Consider the following 17,334-nt stretch of genomic DNA (forward strand, 5'->3'; position numbering starts at 1 on the left):
CTCGTGTGGTCAGAGCCGGGCGAGATAACCGTTGTCGACCAGCCAGAGCACGTTCAGCTGAGCGGGTGCGCCCGGCACGAGTGCGCCGTTCAGCTGGTACTGCCTGCCACCACCCGGCTGGGCGAACCACGGGGCGATCGGGCCTTCGTAGACGGAGAACTCCCGCAGCACCTGGTAGGCGCGGTAGTTGCACAGCTCGGCCGGGGTGCCGACGAGGTTCTGCGGCGGGATCGCCCGGGTGGCGTAGTGCACGCCCTTCGGGGCGAGGAAACCGCCGTACTCGCTGCCGTAGCGGTCGATCCGCTCGCCGGGTTCCAGCCGGCCGACCTCACGTTCGGGCTCGCCGTCCGGTCCGATCACGTATCCGTCGGCCGGCGGGTACCGCCAGCTGCCCGCGGCCGTGTCGTAGTACTCGGCGAGGAACCGCTGATCGGGTAGGTGCCCGGTGCGGTGGTAGCCCAGCAACTGCCAGCCGACCACGCCGAACTTCGGCAGGCGTTCCGGGCCGAGGCGTTTGTCGTCGCGGAAGAAGGTGGCGGAGCACTCGGTGAGGCGGGAGTCGGTGGACGCCGAAGCGGTCGGCGGTGCCACCAGTACCACGGCGAGCAGGGCGACCGCGGTCGCGAAACTCTTGAGCCAGCGCATGTCCCGGAATTCTTCCGGGAGCGTGACGCACCGGGTACCGCCTGTTACGGGCTACTTCGAAACCACGCTGTGTTGTCCGCTCGGGGGACGACCCCCGGACCCCCGAACCACCCGGATGGTTTGGTCGATCACACGCTGGATGTGCAGCCCGCGCCGCACGTCGCACGGGTGCTCGCGGGTGCCGCTGGCGATGAGCGCGGCGAAGTCGTCGAGCAGGGCGGTGTAGCTGTCCTGCGGGGTGCCCGGCCGCTGGTTGACGCTGCGGAACCCGTTTTCGCCGAACACCGCCAGCTCGACCACGGTCGGCATGATCGGCAACCGCAGGGTGAGCACCGCGGTGCTGGTGATGCCACCTTCGTGTTCGAGCAGCACGGTCCACAGGTCACGGTCGGTGCGGTGGGCGGCGCGCACCCCGGTGATCGGGCCGAGCGCCGCGTCGAGCAGGTCGAAGGCGTGCGGTCCGACGTCGGCGAGCGCGCCCGCGTCCTCGTGCCGCCACGCCGAATCGCGGTAGGTCTCGTTCAGCAGCGCGCCGGACAGCCAGCGCGCGCTGCCGCCCGCCCAGCCGCCCGCCTCCTTGAGCCCGGCCAGCCACTCCTGGGTCTGGATGGCGTAGCGCAGCGTGAACATGACGAGCGCGGCCACGTCCGACTCGGCCACCGCCGCGGCGAGCCGTTCCGCGGTGGGCAGGTCGGCGGCGATCGGCTTCTCCAGGATCAGGTGCTTGCCCGCGGCCGCCGCCTGGATCGCGATCTCTGCCTGCACCGACGGCGGCACCGCGAAGGCCACCGCGTCCACCTGGCCGAGCAGCTCGTCCACGGTCTCGACGGCGGTGGCGCAGTGCGCCTCGGCCAGCTCGCGAGCGGCATCCGGGCGGCGGGTCCAGATCGCGGTCAGCGCGGTGCCGGGATGCTCGGCCAGACCCGGTGCGTGCACCGTCCTCGCCCACGGACCGCCACCGACAAGACCCACGCGCAACTGCTGATCCACGGGGCACATCCTGCCCTACCGTGCCGTAGCGGTGTGGGCTACCGTCAAGTGCCCTGGTGGGGGAAGCCGGTTCGAAGCCGGCGCTGACCCGCAACCGTGGACGCCGCCTCGCGGCGTGAGCCGGAATGCCCGCCGGGGTGGTTGTGGCTCCACTGTCGAGGATTACGGGCGGAGCCCTGGGGCTCGCGCGCCCGGGGCCCGCCCCGGGAAAGGTCGTTCCATGCGCCGGCTTCGTTCGGTTCTCGCGGCCGCGGCGCTCGCCGCGGCCCTCACCCCGGTGACCACCGCCTCGGCGGTGGACCAGGGCAAGGGCACGCCGGGGTACTGCCCGGACGCCACCGGCGTCACCGTGGTGGTCGACTTCCACGAGTTGGGCGGCGACCCGATCATCCGCTGCGCCCCCGGCGAGCAGGCCAGCGGCCTGACCGCGCTGCAGAACGCGGGCTTCGAGCTGACCGGCTCGCAGCGCTGGGGCATGGCCTCCCTCTGCCGCATCGAGGGCAAGCCGGCGCCGGAGGCCGAGGCCTGCGTGGACAGCCCGCCGATGACCGCGTACTGGGGTTACTGGCAGGCCCCGAACGGCGGGACCTGGGGCTTCGCCCAGTCGGGCGTGCAGGATTCGAAGCCGCCCGCCGGCAGTTTCGAGGGCTGGTCGTTCGCCAAGGACAAGAGCTTCGAGACCAGCCCGCCCCCGCGGATCGCGCCGGTCCGGCCCAACGCGCCCGCCGGGACTTCCGGGGTCACGCCGGAGGGCGTCGCCTGGACCGGTGGGGCGGTGGCGCAGCCCGCCGCGCAGGACTCCGGCTTCCCGTGGGGCGTGGTGCTCGGCGGGGCCGCGGTGCTCCTGGTCGGCGGGGCCGCCGGGGTGACCGCTTACCGTCGCAAGCGTGCTTCGTAGGAACCTGCACCCGGCCGCGTGGTGGCTGTGGGCGCTCGCGCTCGCGGTCGCCGCCAGCCGTACCACCAACCCGGTCCTGCTCGGGCTGATCATCGCGGTGGTCGCGTTCGTGGTGGTGAACCGGCGTGGTGACGCGCCGTGGGCGCTGGCCTTCCGGCTGTACGCCTACATCGGGTTGTTCATCGTGGTGCTGCGTGTGCTGTTCCGGATCCTGATCGGCGGCGAGGACGGCGGGCACGTGCTGTTCCACCTGCCGGAGCTGCCGCTACCGGAGATCGCGGGCGGGGTCACCCTGCTCGGCCCGGCCTCGGCGGAGGAACTGCTCGGCGGGTTCTACGACGGCCTCCGGCTGGCCACCATGGTGCTCTGCGTCGGCGCGGCGAACGCGCTGGCGAACCCGAAACGCCTGCTCAAGGCGGTTCCCGGCGCCTTGTACGAGGTCGGCACGGCGGTCACCGTGGCGTTGTCGGTGGCGCCGCAGCTCGCCGAGAGCGTGCTGCGGGTGCGGCGCGCGCGGCGGCTGCGGGCCGGTCGCCAGCGGGGCCTGCGGGCGCTGAAGGGCATCATCGTCCCGGTGCTCGAAGACGCGATGGACCGCTCGCTGATGCTGGCGTCGGCGATGGACTCGCGGGGTTACGGCCGTCGCGGGTACCTGCCGCGGTCGGTGCGGATCGTGGTCGGGGTCTGCGTGCTGACCGGGCTGACCGGCGTCTGCGCCGGGATCTACGGCGTGCTCGACGGCACGTCCACCTGGCTGGGGACGCCGCTGCTGGTGGGCGGGCTGGTCGTTTCGGTGGCCGGGTTCCTGCTCGGCGGCCGTCGTGTCCGGCGCACCAGTTACCGGCCCGACCCGTGGCGCTGGCCGGAGACCGCGGTCGCCGCGTCCGGGATCGGCGCGGTCGCGCTGCTGGTCGCCACCGCGAAGATCGACGCGGCGAACCTGTATCCGTCGCTGAACCCGCTGCGCTGGCCGGAGGTATCGCCGTGGCACGCCGGGGCGTTGCTGCTCGGCGTGCTGCCCGCATGGCTGGCGCCGTTGCCGCAGCTCACCGGGGCGGGGGTCCGGGCATGATCGAGTTCTCACGGGTGAGCATCACCTACGCCGAAGCCACCACGCCGGTGCTGTCCGAAGTGGACCTCGTGGTCGAGGAGGGCGAGCTGTGCCTGGTGGCCGGCCGGACCGGCTCGGGCAAGTCGAGCTTTCTCGGCGCGATCAACGGCCTGGTCCCGCACTTCACCGGCGGCCACCTGCGCGGGAGCGTGCGCGTGGCGGGCAAGGACACCGCCCGGCATCCGCCGCGTGAGTTCGCCGAGCTGGTCGGTGTGGTCGGGCAGGACCCGCTGGCCGGGTTCGTCACCGACACCGTCGAGGAGGAACTGGCCTACGGCATGGAGCAGCTGGCCGTGCCGCCCGAGGTGATGCGCAAGCGCGTCGAGGAGACGCTGGACCTGCTGGGCGTCGCCGAGCTGCGCAACCGTCCACTTCGGACGTTGTCGGGCGGGCAGCAGCAGCGGGTGGCGATCGGCTCGGTGCTCACCGCGCACCCGAAGGTGCTGGTGCTGGACGAGCCGACCTCGGCGCTGGACCCGGCCGCCGCCGAAGAGGTGCTGGCCGCGATCACCCGGCTGGTGCACGACCTCGGCACCACGGTGGTGGTCGCCGAGCACCGGATGGAACGGGTGGCGCAGTACGCCGACCGCCTGCTCTACCTGCCCGGCGACGGCTCCATCCGCTCGGGCACCCCGGCCGAGGTGCTGGCCGAGGCCGACGTAGCGCCGCCGCTGGTCGAGCTGGGCAAGCTGGCGGGCTGGTCGCCGCTGCCGTTGTCGGTGCGGGACGCGCGCCGCCGGGCCGGGCCGCTGCGTGAGCGGCTGGCCGGGCGGAAGCCCGCGGTCCAGGAGCGCGGGAACACGTCGGTCCGGCTGACGGCCGAGAAGATCGTGGTGCGCTACGGCGACCACACGGCCGTGCGTGAGGTCAGCTTGGAGTTGCGCGGCGGTGAGGTCGTGGCGCTGATGGGCCGCAACGGCTCGGGCAAGTCGTCGCTGCTGTGGGCGTTGCAGGGCAGCGGCCCGCGCAGCGGCGGCGAGGTGGACGTGGCCGGGCAGGACCCGAAGGCGCTCAAGCCGCATCGCGCCAGGCAACTGGTCGGCCTGGTCCCGCAGACCCCGGGTGACCTGCTCTACCTCGATTCCGTCGACGCCGAATGCACGCAGGCCGACGTCGAATCGGGCGCCGAGCCGGGCAGCTGCCGCGCGCTGCTCGACCGGCTCACGCCCGGCATCGACGGCGGGAAGCACCCGCGTGACCTGTCCGAGGGGCAGCGGCTGGCGCTGGTGCTGGCGATCCAGCTGACCGCCGCGCCCGGTGTGGTGCTGCTCGACGAGCCCACCCGCGGCCTCGACTACCACGCGAAACGGCAGTTCGGCGCGATCCTCACCGAGCTGGCGGCCGGTGGCGCGGCGATCGTGCTGGCCACGCACGACGTGGAGTTCGTCGCGACGGCTGCGGGCCGGGTGGTGGTGATGGCCGAAGGCGAGGTGGTCGCCGACGGCCCGACCGCCGATGTGGTGGTCGCCTCGCCCGCCTTCGCGCCGCAGGTGGCGAAGGTGCTCGCACCGGCGGAATGGCTCACCGTGGACCAGGTGGCGAAGGCGCTGGCGACGTGACCGAGTTCCTGGCGCGACCACGGGCCGTCCGCCTCACCCCGCGGTCGGCGCTGGTGCTGACCGTCGCCGCGGTGCTCGGCCTGTCGATGTTCTTCTGGCCGCTGTTCGCGGCGCCGCCGCCGGGTACGCAGGCGCACACGGTGGACGCGCCGTTCGTTTTCCTGTTCACCCTGCCGGTGCTGATCCTGATCGTGCTCGCCGAGGTCTCCGGCGGCGGCATCGATTCGAAGGCGCTGGCCATGCTGGGTGTGCTGTCGGCGATCAACGCCGGGCTGCGGCCGCTCGGCGCGGGCACCGGCGGCGTCGAGCTGATCTTCTTCCTGCTGGTGCTGGCCGGGCGGGTGTTCGGGCCGGGGTTCGGGTTCGTGCTGGGCTCGACCTCGATGTTCGCCTCCGCGCTGCTCACCGCGGGCGTGGGGCCGTGGCTGCCGTTCCAGATGCTGTCGTCTTCGCTGCTGGGACTGGGCGCGGGACTGCTGCCGAACCGCGTCCGCGGCCGGTGGGAGATCGCCATGCTCGGCGCGTACGGGGTGGTCGCGGCCTACTTCTTCGGCTTCGTGATGAACCTGTGGTCGTGGCCGTTCCTGGCCGGGGCCTCGATGGACCCGAACACCGCCGGGCTGGCGTTCGTGCCCGGCGACGACGTCGGCGCGAACCTGCACCGGTTCCTCGTGTTCACCCTGCTGACCTCGACCTTCGGCTGGGACACCGGCCGCGCGCTGACCAACCTGGTGGCCATCGTGCTGGTCGGCCCGGCCGTGCTGGCCACCCTGCGCCGGGCCGCCCGGCGCGCCGCGTTCAGCGCTCCGGCGACCTTCGAGGCGCGGGCTCAGTCGTAGGAGTAGAAGCCCCGGCCGGTCTTCTTGCCGAGCAGGCCGGCGTCGACCATGCGCAGCAGCAGCGGCGGCGACGAGTACAGCGGCTCCTTGAACTCGGCGTACATCGAGTCCGCGATCGCCTTGATGGTGTCCAGCCCGATCAGGTCGGACAGCCGCAGCGGGCCCATCGGGTGCGCGGTGCCCAGCTCCATGCCGCGGTCGATGTCCTCCGCCGAGGCGAAGCCCGACTCGATCATCCGGATCGCCGAGAGCAGGTACGGCACCAGCAGCGAGTTCACGATGAACCCGGCGCGGTCCTGCGAGCGGATGACCGTCTTGCCCAGCGTGCCGGTGGCGTGCTCCTCGGCGGCCTTGACCGTCTCCTCGCTGGTCAGCAGCGAGGGCACCAGTTCGACCAGCGGCAGCACCGGCACCGGGTTGAAGAAGTGGATGCCGACCACCTGGGCCGGCCGCTTGGTGGCCATGCCCAGCTTCATGATCGGGATCGACGAGGTGTTGGAGGCGAAGACCGCGTCCTCCCGGTCGACCACCTTGTCCAGCGAGCTGAACACCTCGACCTTGGCCTGCTCCTGCTCGAGGATCGCCTCGACCACGAGGTCGCGGTCGGCGAAGGCGTCGAGGTCGGTGGTGAAGGTCAACCGGCCGAGCGCCGCCTCGGCGTCCTCTGTGGAGAGTTTGCCGTTGCGGGTGCCGCGCTCGAGCGACTTCTCGATGCGCTTGCGCCCAGCATCCAGCGCAGGCTGGGACACCTCGTTGACCACCACGTCGAGGCCAGCCCTCGCGTGTACCTCGGCGATACCCGAGCCCATCAGGCCCGCGCCGATCACTCCGACCCGTTCGATCCGCATCGTTGCCTCCTAACTGAACCCTGTTCGCGGAGGCAGCAAGCGTGAGGCGAGGGTGGGCGGCCGGGGTAACCGGCCAACCCACCCTCGCGTCTCGCGTTCAGCGGCGATACTCGTCGTACTCGTCGGCGTACGGGTCTTCGTATCGCTGATCGTCCTCGCGCTGTTCGCCGTCGGAGGACCTACCAGACAGCTCGCGCTGCAAAGCGTCGAAGTCCGTGTCGTGGGTGGAGTACTTGAGCTCCCGCGCCACCTTCGTCTGCTTAGCCTTAGCCCGGCCGCGCCCCATGGCTCGACCCCCTCGCACAGGGGCGGGGCGGCCGGGGGTAGCGGCGGCCCCGCATCGTCTCGACAATTCTTTCCTGAACACACCGTACCGTGTCCGGGGGGTGGAATGCGACGCGGCACGGTGTGCAAGACGCGACATTGACCTCCGGTGGTGATCCGCGCTGGTAGCCGTGTCACGATTCACGGGTGCTTCGTCCGTTCGTGGCCTACCTCCGGGTGTACGAGCCGCTGTCCGCGTTCGGTGACCCGGTGGACGAGCGCCTGGCCGAGGCGGTCGAGCAGGCGAAGCTGACCCGCGCCAGCGTGGGCGAGCGCGAGCAGCGGATGTGGCTCAGGTCACAGGTCACCACGCCGGCCCGGCTGCTGCCCGCCGAGCTGATCGACGGTCGCCCGGCGCCGAGCGCGAAGACCGACGTGCTGGTGCTCGACCCGGCCGAGGTGCCGGTGGTGCCCGGCAGTGGCGCGGAGGTCGGCCCCGGGCCGCTCGTCTGCCCGCTGGAGCTGCGTGCCCGCTCGGCCGCCGCGCTGGTCAACTTCCTCGGGGACGCCCATCCCGCGCTGCGGGCCGCCGTGCTGACCGCGGGCGGGGTGACCGCCGAGTCCGTCCGGGCCAAGACCACCGCCGCGCTCGGGGAGCTGCGTGGCTCGGTGGTGCACGTGCTGTCGACCACCTGGACCGTGCCGCTGCCGTGGTTCGCGCTGGTCGATCCCGACCAGCGGCGGCTGGTGCTCGGCTCGTCCCGGCACGACCCTCGCCGCGAGCTGTCGTGGCGGGTGGCCATGGGTGACGCGCAGCGCCGCGTCGAGGACGCCTACGAGCTGGTCGAGCAGACCTTCGGCGACTCGGGGCCGGGCCGCGTGCTGGAGGAGACCGGGCGCTGGCTCGCGCACTTCCACCCCGCGTCGGCGGTCGAGCTGGACTACGGCGGCCTGGTGCAGCTGATCGCCGACCCGATCCTGGAGTCGGACAAATCGGCCGAAGACGTGCACAACATTCTCGACGCCCTGCGGGAGGGCAACGTCGAGGAGCTGGCGGAGCTGTTCGGCGAGCTGCGTGACTACTGGAGCGAACTCGCCGCCCGCGAGCGCTTCAACTAGAAGGTCACGCGGAACTCGCCCACCTCGTGGCCACCGCCGCGTACCCAGCCTGCGCCGCGTGCGAGACCGTCCAGCACAGCCGCGGCCGCGTCGGAGCCTGGCGTGTGCCCGAGCCGCCGCAGCGCGGTCACCAGCACGGCCTCGCGGACGCGCTGGCCGCCGTCGTCGATCTTCATGGTGATCGCCGAGCCGTCCGGCAGGGCCGCCGCGTGCACGCCTTCCGCGCCACCCTTGGCCAGCAGGCCGTCGACGGCCAGCATCAGCACGGTGTCCTCGCGGCTGGTGCCGCCGATCAGCCACGGGTTGGCGCGCATGCACCGGTCGATCCGCCGCTCCGCCTCGTCGGCCGAGGTGGTCAGCCGCGAGAACGAGCGCGCGAGCCCGGCCAGCGAGAAGGCGAACAGCGGCGCGCCGCAGCCGTCGACGCCGGTGTGCGCGATCTCCTCGCCGATCAGGTCCTCGATGGTCTCGCCGATGATCCGCTGGAGCTTGTGGTCCGGCGACAGGTAGTCCTCGGTCGGCCAGCCCCGCTGCACGCAGGCGGCCAGCATGCCCGCGTGCTTGCCGGAGCAGTTCATCGCCAGCCTGCTCGGCTCACCGGCGCGGATCGCGTCGATCCGGCTCGGACCGTGCAGCGGGTAGTCGGCCGGGCAGCGCAGGTCCGCTTCGGACAGTCCGTGCCGCGCCAGCAGCTCGGCGACCCGCCGGACGTGCTCCGGCTCGCCGTTGTGCGACGCGCAGATGATCGCCAGGTCCTCGTCGCCGACCTCCAGCCCGGCCCGCAGCATGCCGAGCGCTTGCAGCGGCTTGTTCGACGAGCGCGGGTACACCGGGACCCGCGTTGCACCGAGGTCGAGCACCGGCTCGCCGCCGGGACCGGTGACCAGCAACGACCCGCGGTGGATGCTCTCGGTGAAACCGGAGCGGACCACCTCGACGAGCGTGGGGTTCAAGAAGCGTCCTCGCGTTTCCCTCGTTCACTGGCGAGCAGTTCGTCCACCGAGGCCAGGCCCTCGGCGTAGCGGCCGGCGATCTCGCCGTTGATGGCGTCGACCACCACCTGCACCTCGCGGCGGCGCGCGGAGACGGACTCCTCGGCGCGGATGTAGTCGGCGAGCGTGCCCGCCAGCTTCTCGTCGGTCAGCTCGGTGACGTCGGTGAGCCCGGAGTCCCCGGCCAGCGCCTCGGCCTGCCGCCGGTAGTCACCCGCGCGGGAGGGCTCCAGCTGCTGGAGCCTGCCGAGCGCGGCCGGGCCGAGCGCGTTGTCCGCGAGAATGCTGGCCAGCTGGTCGACCACGCTGCCGGACAGTCCGCCGCTGGAGCGGCGCTGCTGCTCGGCACGCACGATGTCGATGCGGGCGTGCAGCACGCGGCGCAGGTAGGACAGGTCGGTCTCCTCCTGCGCGGCCTCGTCCCGGCGCGCGCGCAGGGTGTTGAGCGTGAGTTCGTCGAGCCCGCGCACGTACTCGGGGTCGAGGACGCGGTCGATGCGACGGCGCCCACCAGGCCGGACTTCAATCACGTGATCATCCTTCGTGCTGCCCCCCGGTTCCGCGATGAGGTACCAGTGTGGCGCAAAATTTCGCGTGCGGAAGGGACCACTCGTCTCAGCCTCGCAGCCGGGCAGCCGCTTCGCGGCCCGGGGCCGCCTTTTCCGCGGGCACCGAATCGGGGTCCACGGTGGCCTGGATGCGCCGGTCCCCGGCTCCCGCCAGCAGCTCTTCGGTGGTCGGCGCGGACCGCTTGAGCAGGGCGAGCGCGATCGGGCCGAGTTCGTGGTGCTGGATCACGCTGCCCACCCGGCCGACGGTCTTCTCACCGAGCAGGACCGGGTCACCCGTTTCGGGGGTGATCTCGGGCGAGCCGTCCAGGTGCAGCAGCACCATCTGGCGTGGCGGGCGGCCGACGTTGTGCACCTTCGAGACCGTCTCCTGGCCGCGGTAGCAGCCCTTCGCCACGTGCGCGGCGGAGCCGATCCAGTTGACCTCGTGCGGAATCGTGCGCTCGTCGGTGTCCACGCCGACGCGCGCGTGCAGCGATTCGACACGCAGCGCGTCGTAGGTCCAGGAGCCCGCGGGCCGCGCGCCCGCGTCGGTGATGCGCGTCCACCAGGCGGCGAGGTCGGCTCGCGGCACGGCGAGATCGACGCTGTTGCGGGCGGGCCACGGCATGCGCCGCGCGAACCCGCCCTCGAAGGAAGCGACGCTGTACGGCGCCTCGCCGAGCGAAATGCCCAGCGCGTCCAGGATCTTGCCGGTTTCCGGGCCGAGCAGGGTGAGCAGCGCGTGGTCGGCGGTGGTGTCGCGAATGTCCACTTGGGACCAGAACTTCATCGCCTCCAGGTAGCCGATCAGCGGCTGCTGCCCGCCCTTGGGCAGCGCGCTGGTGGCCACCGCGCCCGGATCGGTGTCCAGGTGCACGGTTTCGGCCGTGTGGGCGAGCACCATGTGCGACTCGACGCGGCCGTGGGTGTCCAGCACCAGCGCCTCGGTCCCGCTGTCCGGCGGCAGCTCGGTCACGTGCTGGGAAATCACCAGGTGCAGCCACGACAGCCGCTCCGGCCCGCTGACGCTGATGACCTCGCGGTGCGACCGGTCCACCACGGCCACCGAGCGGGCCGCGGTGCGCTGCTCGGCGAACGGATCACCCCAGTGCCAAGGCACGCCCGCCTCCGGGTGGTGGTCCGGCGGCGCGACCGCACGCGGAAGTTCGAGCAAGGGTGAGCTGTAGGGCATGCCCCCATGCTAGGCGCAGTCCGGCTGGTTCGGCCGAACCCGGCGGCCCGGCTCGATGTCACGAATGTGGCTTTCGAGACGCAGAACGTCTCGAAAGCCACATTCGTGACACCTCCCGGGGTGCGCCCATCGGCCGGACTCGCCGGTCCGCGCCTGGTGAGTAGGGTCGCCCCATGCGCGTGCTTGCTTTCCTGGACGGAACCCTGGCCGAACCCGGCGCCCCGCACATCCAGGTCGCCGACCTGGGTCTGCTCCGCGGTGACGGGGTGTTCGAGACGATCCTGGTGGCCGGCGGTGAACCGAGGGAACTCGGGCCGCACCTCGACCGGCTGGCCCGTTCGGCGTCGATGCTCGACCTGCCCGAACCGGACGCCGCGGCCTGGGAGCGGGCCGTGCGGCTGGTCATCGACAACTGGCCCGGCGACGGCGAAATCGCGGTGAAACTGGTCTACACCAGGGGATTGGAGGGCGATCCGAAGGCCGCCCCGACCGCGTTCGCGCTGGGCCTGGAGATCGACCCGAAGGTGTTGCGCGCGCGTGCCGAGGGCGTCGCCGCGGTGACGCTCGACCGCGGCATCGACCCGGGTCTCGCCGAGCGCGCGCCCTGGCTGCTGCTCGGCGCGAAGTCCCTGTCGTACGGAGTGAACATGGCCGCGCTGCGCGAGGCCGACCGGCGTGGCGCGTCGGATGTGATTTTCACCGCTACCGACGGATCGGTGCTCGAAGGCCCGACCGCGACCGTGGTCCTGGTGCGCGGGCGGACGCTCTACACCCCGCCCGCGAACGTCGGCATCCTGCCCGGCACCACCCAGGCGGCGGTGTACCGCGGCGCCGAGCGCGCCGGGTTCACCGCCAAGATCGAGTCGCTGACCGTGGACGACCTGCACTCGGGCGACGGGCTGTTCCTCGCCTCCTCCGTCCGCAAGCTGACCAGGGTGCACACCCTCGACGGCAAGGTGCTGCCCGACGCGACCGCCCTGCACCGGGAACTCAGCGCGGCCTACGAAGCCGTCTACGCCTGACGGTCCAGCACCCGCAGCAGGCTGCCGAAGTCGCGGTGCGCCAGCGCCCGGTCGCTGAACGCACCGCGCACCTCGGTGGCGGTGATCGCGGGCGCGTCCAGCCGCGAGATGCGCACCACCTGCGGCACCACCCGCTCGGCCAGGTACGCGGCCACCTTGTGGTGCCCGTCCAGGATGAACCCGCTGTAGCGCTGCTTGCCCGCCACGTGCAGCAGCACGGCGGTCGGGCGGTACCCGGCGCGGATCGCCGTCCGGTAGTAGGCGACGCGCGGCTCGTCGGCGGGCGGCCAGCCGTCGGTCGGCACCAGGTACCGGTCGTCGTGGTCCTCGTAGAGCCACTGCGGCTCGTCCGGCGCCACGCTGACCACGTACCAGTCGCGCTCGTCCGGACCCGCGGTGAACAGCGGTTCCGGGCCGCTCAGCTGGTACCGGCCGTCCGCGAGCAACGCGGTCAGCGGCGCCAGCGTTTCGGTGAGCGGCCGCCGGATCTGCCCGGTGGCCAGCGCGATCCGCAGCCGGTCCGCCACCTCCGGCCGGACCGGCGGCTCCGGCGCCCGCGCGATCAGCCGCCCGATCGACCCCTCGTACGCCGAGCTGTCCAGCAATGCCACGGCGCCACCGAGGTACAGCATGCTTTCCACATAACCGTGTTCGGTGACGCTCCCCCTGATGTCGACGACGCCTTCGCCGCCGACCACCGTGACCTCTTCCATACTCAGGCTGACGACCGGAAGCGCAGCTTGGTTCCTGGGCGTGCCTGCGCCAGCGCGGCGAGTGATTTCGCTCGCACTACACCGAGTACCGGGTAACCACCGGTGCTCGGGTGGTCGGCGAGGAAAACCACTGGCAGGCCGCTCGGCGGCAACTGGACGGCCCCGGTGAGAATGCCTTCGCTGGGTAGTTCCGCCCCGGCACGGTCAGCCGTTCGGCGCAACGCCGGTCCGTCGAGCCGGAGGCCGACCCGGTTCGACTCCGGCGTGACCGTCCACGGCCCGGCCAACTGCTCGGCCGCGTTGTCGAACCAGTCGTCGCGCGGGCCCAGCGTCACCGGAATGCTCAGCTCGTCCGGGAACGCCGGTGGCGCCAGCACGTCCACGCCCGCCGGAACCCCGGCCGGGGTGCCGACCGGCAGCACGTCACCGGTGGCGAGCGGCGGCGGCCCGATCTCCGAGAGCACGTCCCGCGACCGGCTGCGCAGCTCCGGTTCGACCGCGATCCCGCCGGAAACCGCCACGTAGCACCGAAGTCCGCGAGCCGGGGTGCCGAGCGCGACGGTCTGCCCGGCCCGCAGGTGCAGCGGGACGTGCGAGCCCATCGGCCTGCCGTCCACCGTGACGGTCACCGGCGCGCCGGTGACCGCGACCGTGCAGGACGCGCCAGCGCGCAACCGCAGGCCGCCGAGCAGCGATTCGATGCCCGCCGCGGACTCGGGATTGCCGGTGAGCCGGTTCGCCAGGCGCAGCGCGGGTACGTCCAGCGCCCCGGACGGTGGCACGCCCAGATGCGCCAGCCCCGGCCTGCCGAGGTCCTGGACCAGCGCCGACGGGCCGGGTTCGACTACCTCGAGAGTCCTCAATGGACGCTCCGGAAACGCACCCGGTCACCCGGGGAGAGCAGGGCGGGCCGTTCGGCACGCGGGTCGAACAACACCGTTCCGGTGCGCCCGATCAACCGCCAGCCGCCGGGCGAGGAACGCGGGTAGACCCCGGTGAACTCACCGGCCAGGCCGACCGACCCGGCGGGCACCCGCGTCCGCGGAGTGTCCAAACGCGACTGCCGCAGTGGCTCGGGAAGCCCGGTCAGGTAACCGAAACCGGGCGCGAACCCGGTGAAGGCGACGGTGTACTCGGCGCCGGTGTGCAGTTCGACCACCTCGGCGGTGCTGAGGCCCGCGGTCCGCGCCACCTCGTCGAGGTCGTCGCCGTCGTAGTGCACGTCGATGGTGATCTCCCGTGGCGAACCGGCTGGCGGATGGTCCAGATCGGCGGCTTCGACCAGCGAGCGGACCTCGGCGAGCACACCGGAACCGGGCTCGGCCGCGACCAGCACGGTCCGCGCGCCCGGCACGATCTCGACCACACGGGGCAGTTCGGCGGCCGCGACCACGGCGCGGACCGCACCGGCCTCCTCGAGCGAGGAACACTCGATCAGCGTCGCGTCGGGACCGTACGGCAGCCAGCGCATCGGGCCGCGGCTCAGCCCACCACGCGGCGCAGGTAGACGGAGACGTGCGGCTGCATCTCCTGGCCGACCATGGCGCGTTCCTCCACGTACCCGAGGTCGGTGTTGTTCACCAGGCCGTACAGCCGCTTCGCGCCGGTGACCTCCTTGGCCGAGGTGCTGCGCACCACCGCGTCGGTGGCCATCTCCCACGAAGTCAGGTTGCGCGGCTCGCCGTAGAACAGCTCGACGATGCCGGTGTTGTGCGCGAGCAGCAGCTCGAACGAGTCGTCCGGCTGCGGCCGCCACCAGCCTGTCTCGCGGGCGGCCTGACGGACGACCTCGCCGTTGTCGTCGAGCAGCCACGACCGCGCCTCGTGGTAGAGGAACGGGCGGCCGTCGTGCGCGATGGTCAGCTGCTGCGCGAACTTGCGCGGGCCGTCGATGGTCGGGTAGTTGATCTCGCCTTCCCCGCGCCAGACACCGACCAGCGGCAGCAGCGGCAGGCACTGGGCATGCAGCTCGGGGCCCTCGCGCAGGTTCGCCGTGTCCACCGGGATCGGGAGGTCGTCGAACTGGGGCAGGTTGAGCGCGCGCGTGTGCTCCGCGCGGTCAGCCGCGGCCTGGATGGCGTCGTCGCCGGAAGACATCGGGGATCAGCGGTTGTCGGTGTAGAGGCGGTACACCACGTACGCGGCGAACCACGTCACCAGGACTCCCGACAGCACCAGCAGCACCGTGAAGAAGATATGCACGCGTGCAGGATAACCGGAGACAAAACGAGGGGCTCTCCCGGCCGGGAGAGCCCCTCGGGCAAAAGCCGTGGTCAGGAGACCGCAACCGCCAGCCGGTGCAGGCCGGGGCCGTCGGCGGTGACACTCGCCTCACCGTTTCCGGTGCGGTGCAGCGCCCGCACGGTCCACTCGCCGGGCGCCGCGTAGAAGCGGAAGTCGCCGTCGGCCGAGGAGACCACCTCGCCGGTGAAGTCGCCGCCCGAGTCGAGCAGGCGCACGAAGGCACCGCCGATCGGGCCGCCGTCGCCGGTCACCTTGCCGGCCAGCACGACCTGGCCGTTGGTGTCGAAGTCGGCCGGGGTGGCCTCCTGCGCCGGGGCGCCGCAACCGTCGTCAGCCATCACTTAGCTCCCGTCTCGACCGGCACGCCGACCAGCGAGCCGTATTCGGTCCACGATCCGTCGTAGTTCTTCACGTTCTGGTAGCCGAGCAACTCGCGCAGGGCGAACCAGGCGATCGAGGAGCGCTCCCCGATCCGGCAGTACGCGATGGTCGGCTTCGACTCGTCGAGGCCCTCCGCGGCGTACAGCTCCTTGATCTCTTCCTCGGTCTTGAAGGTGCCGTCCTCGTTGGCCACCTTCGCCCACGGCACGTTCAGCGCGCCCGGGATGTGGCCGGGGACCTGGGACTGCTCCTGCGGCAGGTGCGCCGGGGCGAGCAGCTTGCCGGAGAACTCGTCGGGGGAGCGCACGTCGACGAAGTTGTTCTGGCCGATGGCCTGCACGACCTCGTCGCGGAAGGCGCGGATCGAGTGGTCCTGCTCCTTGGCCTTGTACTCGGTGCGCTCGCGCTTGACGTCACCGGTGTCGAGCGGGCGCCCGTCCAGCTCCCACTTCTTGCGGCCGCCGTCGAGCAGCTGCACGTTCTCGTGGCCGTAGAGCTTGAAGTACCAGTAGGCGTACGCGGCGAACCAGTTGTTGTTGCCGCCGTAGAGGATGACGCGGTCCTCGTTGCTGATGCCCTTCTCCGACAGCAGGGCCTCGAAGCCCTCCTTGGAGACGAAGTCGCGGCGCACCGGGTCCTGCAGGTCCTTGCGCCAGTCGAACTTCACCGCGCCACGGATGTGCCCGCCGTCGTAGGCGGTGGTGTCCTCGTCGACCTCGGCGAAGACCACACCGGGGGTGTCGAGGTTCTCTTCTGCCCATGCTGTGGTGACCAGCACGTCTTCACGGCTCATGGAGCGGCACTGCCTTTCTTGGGTTCGGGACTGGGTTTCTGCGTTCTAGGTGGGTTTCGCCGTCGGCGTGATGCGCCGGATCAGCAGGTACATCTCGCAGCCGAGACAGAAGTTGAACGCCGCGTTGAGGAAGGCCGCGAACAGCGCGAACGCCGTGGCGACCACACCGAGCGCGGTGACCTCGGTGGCGTAGCCGATCGTGCCGACGAGCGCGAACACGAAGCCGACGGCCTGCGCGAACCGCAGCGGCGCCGCGTCCTCGCGCTCGCTCGTCGGCTTCAGCCGCGGGGCGACCAGGTAGCGGTAGACCAGGGAGTAGGGGGCGGGTTTCAGGCCGATGAAGGCGCCGATGGCGAAGACCACCGTCTGGGCGGCCAGCAGCGGCCACCACCCGGTGACCAGCACCACGGCGAGCACGATCGTGGTCAGGATCGCCGCGAAGCGCGGGCCTCGTGGATCGACCGCTGGTCCTGCCGGCATGTCACCTCCTGGGCTCGGTGGAACGCGAGCGCGCGCGAATGCGCACGGGATGAGCTGGGGAGAAAGCGGTTCACCACGCGGGCGGTGAACGCGGTCAGCGGCGACAGAGGCTGCTGCGGACCCGGCACAGGTCGACCGCGCGCCGCTGGGTCAGGAACCAGCGCCGCATCGAGGTGTCGGGCCGTGGCGAGTGCACGAGCGCCAGGGTACCCACGCTTCCCTCAGAGTGGGAACACTGCTCACCTGATGGGACGGATCCCGCTATGCGGACAGTTTCAGGTGCGGCGCGAGAGCTTCCAGCAGGTCAGGGCCCTTTGGAATGCCGCCGATGCGCAGCAGTTCACGGCCGTCGGGGGCGTAGGCCAGCGTGGTCGGCGTCCGCAGCACACCGAGGCGCTGGGCGACCTCGGGCTGGTTCGTCACGTCCAGGTCGACGTGCCGCAGGCCGTCGGTCCGGTCGGCGAGGTGGGACAGCAGGGCCCGCGTCTGGCGGCAGGGCGCGCAGAAGGTGGTGGAGATCTGCACGAGCGTGACCGGAGCGCCCGGGTCGAGCGCTTCGGCCACCGGCTGGGGCAGCTCCGGCCGCACGGTCACGGGCTTGGCCGCCTTGATGCGGCCGTTGCGCCGTTGCAGCACGAGCCCGGCCGCGGTCGCCACGACCAGCGTGCCGAGCAGCACCCAGATGCCCGCCAA

Annotated in this window: 21 protein-coding genes, 1 tRNA gene and 1 riboswitch; of the genes, 8 read left to right on the forward strand and 14 right to left on the reverse strand. The window is 71.8% G+C overall.

Annotated features, from left to right (window positions below):
• Positions 1-9: 9 nt before the first annotated feature.
• On the reverse strand, positions 10-645 hold the full coding sequence (locus tag A4R43_RS32385; protein WP_113695562.1) for a TNT domain-containing protein: 636 nt from the start codon (positions 643-645) through the stop codon (positions 10-12).
• A gap of 51 nt (positions 646-696) precedes the next feature.
• Positions 697-1,644, reverse strand: coding sequence for a Gfo/Idh/MocA family protein (locus tag A4R43_RS32390; protein WP_113695563.1), 948 nt, complete (start codon positions 1,642-1,644; stop codon positions 697-699).
• Positions 1,645-1,672: 28 nt separating this feature from the next.
• Positions 1,673-1,786, forward strand: a riboswitch (cobalamin riboswitch).
• A 69-nt stretch (positions 1,787-1,855) separates the two neighbouring features.
• Between A4R43_RS32390 and A4R43_RS32395 the strand changes: the two genes are divergently transcribed.
• Genes A4R43_RS32395 through A4R43_RS32410 form a run of 4 tightly spaced genes read left to right on the forward strand, consistent with a single transcriptional unit; the run spans position 1,856 to position 6,042 of the window.
• Entirely contained in the window at positions 1,856-2,533 is a 678-nt protein-coding gene (locus tag A4R43_RS32395; RefSeq protein WP_113695564.1) for a flagellar hook-length control protein FliK, read from the forward strand.
• Entirely contained in the window at positions 2,523-3,605 is a 1,083-nt protein-coding gene (locus A4R43_RS32400) for a CbiQ family ECF transporter T component (protein WP_113695565.1), read from the forward strand. The genes A4R43_RS32395 and A4R43_RS32400 overlap by 11 nt, the downstream gene beginning before the upstream one ends.
• A complete protein-coding gene (locus A4R43_RS32405) occupies positions 3,602-5,203 on the forward strand; it encodes an ABC transporter ATP-binding protein (protein WP_113695566.1) in 1,602 nt (533 codons plus the stop codon). The genes A4R43_RS32400 and A4R43_RS32405 overlap by 4 nt, the downstream gene beginning before the upstream one ends.
• On the forward strand, positions 5,200-6,042 hold the full coding sequence (locus tag A4R43_RS32410) for an ECF transporter S component (RefSeq protein ID WP_113695567.1): 843 nt from the start codon (positions 5,200-5,202) through the stop codon (positions 6,040-6,042). The genes A4R43_RS32405 and A4R43_RS32410 overlap by 4 nt, the downstream gene beginning before the upstream one ends.
• Here A4R43_RS32410 and A4R43_RS32415 read toward each other — a convergent pair.
• Together A4R43_RS32415 and A4R43_RS32420 are read right to left on the reverse strand one after the other, a co-directional pair.
• Positions 6,033-6,890 carry a 3-hydroxybutyryl-CoA dehydrogenase gene (locus tag A4R43_RS32415; RefSeq protein WP_113695568.1) on the reverse strand — a complete coding sequence of 286 codons (858 nt, stop codon included), beginning with the start codon at positions 6,888-6,890 and terminating at the stop codon, positions 6,033-6,035. The genes A4R43_RS32410 and A4R43_RS32415 overlap by 10 nt on opposite strands.
• A gap of 97 nt (positions 6,891-6,987) precedes the next feature.
• Positions 6,988-7,176: a DUF3073 domain-containing protein gene (locus A4R43_RS32420; protein ID WP_113695569.1), complete on the reverse strand. Its 189-nt coding sequence runs from the start codon at positions 7,174-7,176 to the stop codon at positions 6,988-6,990.
• A gap of 185 nt (positions 7,177-7,361) precedes the next feature.
• On the opposite strand from A4R43_RS32420, the gene A4R43_RS32425 reads away from it, so the two are divergent.
• A complete protein-coding gene (locus A4R43_RS32425; protein WP_113695570.1) occupies positions 7,362-8,273 on the forward strand; it encodes a DUF8083 family protein in 912 nt (303 codons plus the stop codon).
• Here A4R43_RS32425 and A4R43_RS32430 read toward each other — a convergent pair.
• From A4R43_RS32430 to ygfZ, 3 genes are all read right to left on the reverse strand, one after another.
• Positions 8,270-9,226, reverse strand: a complete 957-nt coding sequence (locus A4R43_RS32430; protein WP_113695571.1) for an asparaginase — start codon at positions 9,224-9,226, stop codon at positions 8,270-8,272. The genes A4R43_RS32425 and A4R43_RS32430 overlap by 4 nt on opposite strands.
• The gene (locus A4R43_RS32435; RefSeq protein WP_113695572.1) at positions 9,223-9,795 is read right to left on the reverse strand and encodes an RsiG family protein; all 573 of its coding nucleotides are present in this window, start codon (positions 9,793-9,795) and stop codon (positions 9,223-9,225) included. Before A4R43_RS32435 ends, A4R43_RS32430 begins: the two co-directional genes overlap by 4 nt.
• A gap of 85 nt (positions 9,796-9,880) precedes the next feature.
• Positions 9,881-11,008, reverse strand: coding sequence for a CAF17-like 4Fe-4S cluster assembly/insertion protein YgfZ (gene ygfZ / locus A4R43_RS32440; RefSeq protein WP_113695573.1), 1,128 nt, complete (start codon positions 11,006-11,008; stop codon positions 9,881-9,883).
• Positions 11,009-11,181: 173 nt separating this feature from the next.
• Between ygfZ and A4R43_RS32445 the strand changes: the two genes are divergently transcribed.
• A complete protein-coding gene (locus A4R43_RS32445; protein WP_113695574.1) occupies positions 11,182-12,030 on the forward strand; it encodes an aminodeoxychorismate lyase in 849 nt (282 codons plus the stop codon).
• Here A4R43_RS32445 and A4R43_RS32450 read toward each other — a convergent pair.
• Positions 12,021-12,743, reverse strand: a complete 723-nt coding sequence (locus A4R43_RS32450) for a hypothetical protein (RefSeq protein WP_335645123.1) — start codon at positions 12,741-12,743, stop codon at positions 12,021-12,023. The two genes, A4R43_RS32445 and A4R43_RS32450, sit on opposite strands and share 10 nt — an antisense overlap.
• A 201-nt stretch (positions 12,744-12,944) precedes the next feature.
• On the opposite strand from A4R43_RS32450, the gene A4R43_RS42985 reads away from it, so the two are divergent.
• Both A4R43_RS42985 and A4R43_RS42990 read left to right on the forward strand, forming a co-directional pair.
• A tRNA-Asp gene (locus A4R43_RS42985) sits at positions 12,945-13,018 on the forward strand.
• Positions 13,008-13,268 carry a hypothetical protein gene (locus A4R43_RS42990; protein ID WP_162788663.1) on the forward strand — a complete coding sequence of 87 codons (261 nt, stop codon included), beginning with the start codon at positions 13,008-13,010 and terminating at the stop codon, positions 13,266-13,268. Before A4R43_RS42985 ends, A4R43_RS42990 begins: the two co-directional genes overlap by 11 nt.
• Before the next feature lie 334 nt (positions 13,269-13,602).
• On the opposite strand, the gene pxpB is transcribed toward A4R43_RS42990, so the two are convergent.
• The 6 genes from pxpB to A4R43_RS32485 all read right to left on the reverse strand — a co-directional run bounded on the left by pxpB (position 13,603) and on the right by A4R43_RS32485 (position 17,334).
• The gene (gene pxpB, locus A4R43_RS32460) at positions 13,603-14,214 is read right to left on the reverse strand and encodes a 5-oxoprolinase subunit PxpB (RefSeq protein WP_113695576.1); all 612 of its coding nucleotides are present in this window, start codon (positions 14,212-14,214) and stop codon (positions 13,603-13,605) included.
• Between the two features lie 11 nt (positions 14,215-14,225).
• Positions 14,226-14,840 carry a heme-binding beta-barrel domain-containing protein gene (locus A4R43_RS32465; RefSeq protein ID WP_113695577.1) on the reverse strand — a complete coding sequence of 205 codons (615 nt, stop codon included), beginning with the start codon at positions 14,838-14,840 and terminating at the stop codon, positions 14,226-14,228.
• A gap of 176 nt (positions 14,841-15,016) precedes the next feature.
• On the reverse strand, positions 15,017-15,325 hold the full coding sequence (locus A4R43_RS32470) for a DUF1416 domain-containing protein (protein WP_162788664.1): 309 nt from the start codon (positions 15,323-15,325) through the stop codon (positions 15,017-15,019).
• Positions 15,325-16,161, reverse strand: a complete 837-nt coding sequence (locus A4R43_RS32475; RefSeq protein ID WP_113695579.1) for a sulfurtransferase — start codon at positions 16,159-16,161, stop codon at positions 15,325-15,327. The genes A4R43_RS32470 and A4R43_RS32475 overlap by 1 nt, the downstream gene beginning before the upstream one ends.
• Before the next feature lie 45 nt (positions 16,162-16,206).
• Positions 16,207-16,641, reverse strand: coding sequence for a DUF4395 domain-containing protein (locus A4R43_RS32480; protein ID WP_113695580.1), 435 nt, complete (start codon positions 16,639-16,641; stop codon positions 16,207-16,209).
• Between the two features lie 261 nt (positions 16,642-16,902).
• Positions 16,903-17,334 (reverse strand): TlpA family protein disulfide reductase, encoded by a 432-nt coding sequence (locus A4R43_RS32485; protein ID WP_113695581.1) that lies wholly within the window; start codon positions 17,332-17,334, stop codon positions 16,903-16,905.

The organism is Amycolatopsis albispora (assembly GCF_003312875.1).
GTDB classification, from domain to species: Bacteria; Actinomycetota; Actinomycetes; order Mycobacteriales; family Pseudonocardiaceae; genus Amycolatopsis; species Amycolatopsis albispora.

Coding starts and splice junctions, on each gene's coding strand:
- A4R43_RS32385 (WP_113695562.1), bottom strand. CDS start 645: ATGCGCTGGCTCAAGAGTTTCGCGACCGCGGTCGCCCTGCTCGCCGTG.
- A4R43_RS32390 (WP_113695563.1), bottom strand. CDS start 1,644: ATGTGCCCCGTGGATCAGCAGTTGCGCGTGGGTCTTGTCGGTGGCGGT.
- A4R43_RS32395 (WP_113695564.1), top strand. CDS start 1,856: ATGCGCCGGCTTCGTTCGGTTCTCGCGGCCGCGGCGCTCGCCGCGGCC.
- A4R43_RS32405 (WP_113695566.1), top strand. CDS start 3,602: ATGATCGAGTTCTCACGGGTGAGCATCACCTACGCCGAAGCCACCACG.
- A4R43_RS32415 (WP_113695568.1), bottom strand. CDS start 6,890: ATGCGGATCGAACGGGTCGGAGTGATCGGCGCGGGCCTGATGGGCTCG.
- A4R43_RS32420 (WP_113695569.1), bottom strand. CDS start 7,176: ATGGGGCGCGGCCGGGCTAAGGCTAAGCAGACGAAGGTGGCGCGGGAG.
- ygfZ (WP_113695573.1), bottom strand. CDS start 11,008: ATGCCCTACAGCTCACCCTTGCTCGAACTTCCGCGTGCGGTCGCGCCG.
- A4R43_RS32445 (WP_113695574.1), top strand. CDS start 11,182: ATGCGCGTGCTTGCTTTCCTGGACGGAACCCTGGCCGAACCCGGCGCC.
- A4R43_RS32450 (WP_335645123.1), bottom strand. CDS start 12,743: ATGGAAGAGGTCACGGTGGTCGGCGGCGAAGGCGTCGTCGACATCAGG.
- pxpB (WP_113695576.1), bottom strand. CDS start 14,214: ATGCGCTGGCTGCCGTACGGTCCCGACGCGACGCTGATCGAGTGTTCC.
- A4R43_RS32465 (WP_113695577.1), bottom strand. CDS start 14,840: ATGTCTTCCGGCGACGACGCCATCCAGGCCGCGGCTGACCGCGCGGAG.
- A4R43_RS32470 (WP_162788664.1), bottom strand. CDS start 15,325: ATGGCTGACGACGGTTGCGGCGCCCCGGCGCAGGAGGCCACCCCGGCC.
- A4R43_RS32475 (WP_113695579.1), bottom strand. CDS start 16,161: ATGAGCCGTGAAGACGTGCTGGTCACCACAGCATGGGCAGAAGAGAAC.
- A4R43_RS32480 (WP_113695580.1), bottom strand. CDS start 16,641: ATGCCGGCAGGACCAGCGGTCGATCCACGAGGCCCGCGCTTCGCGGCG.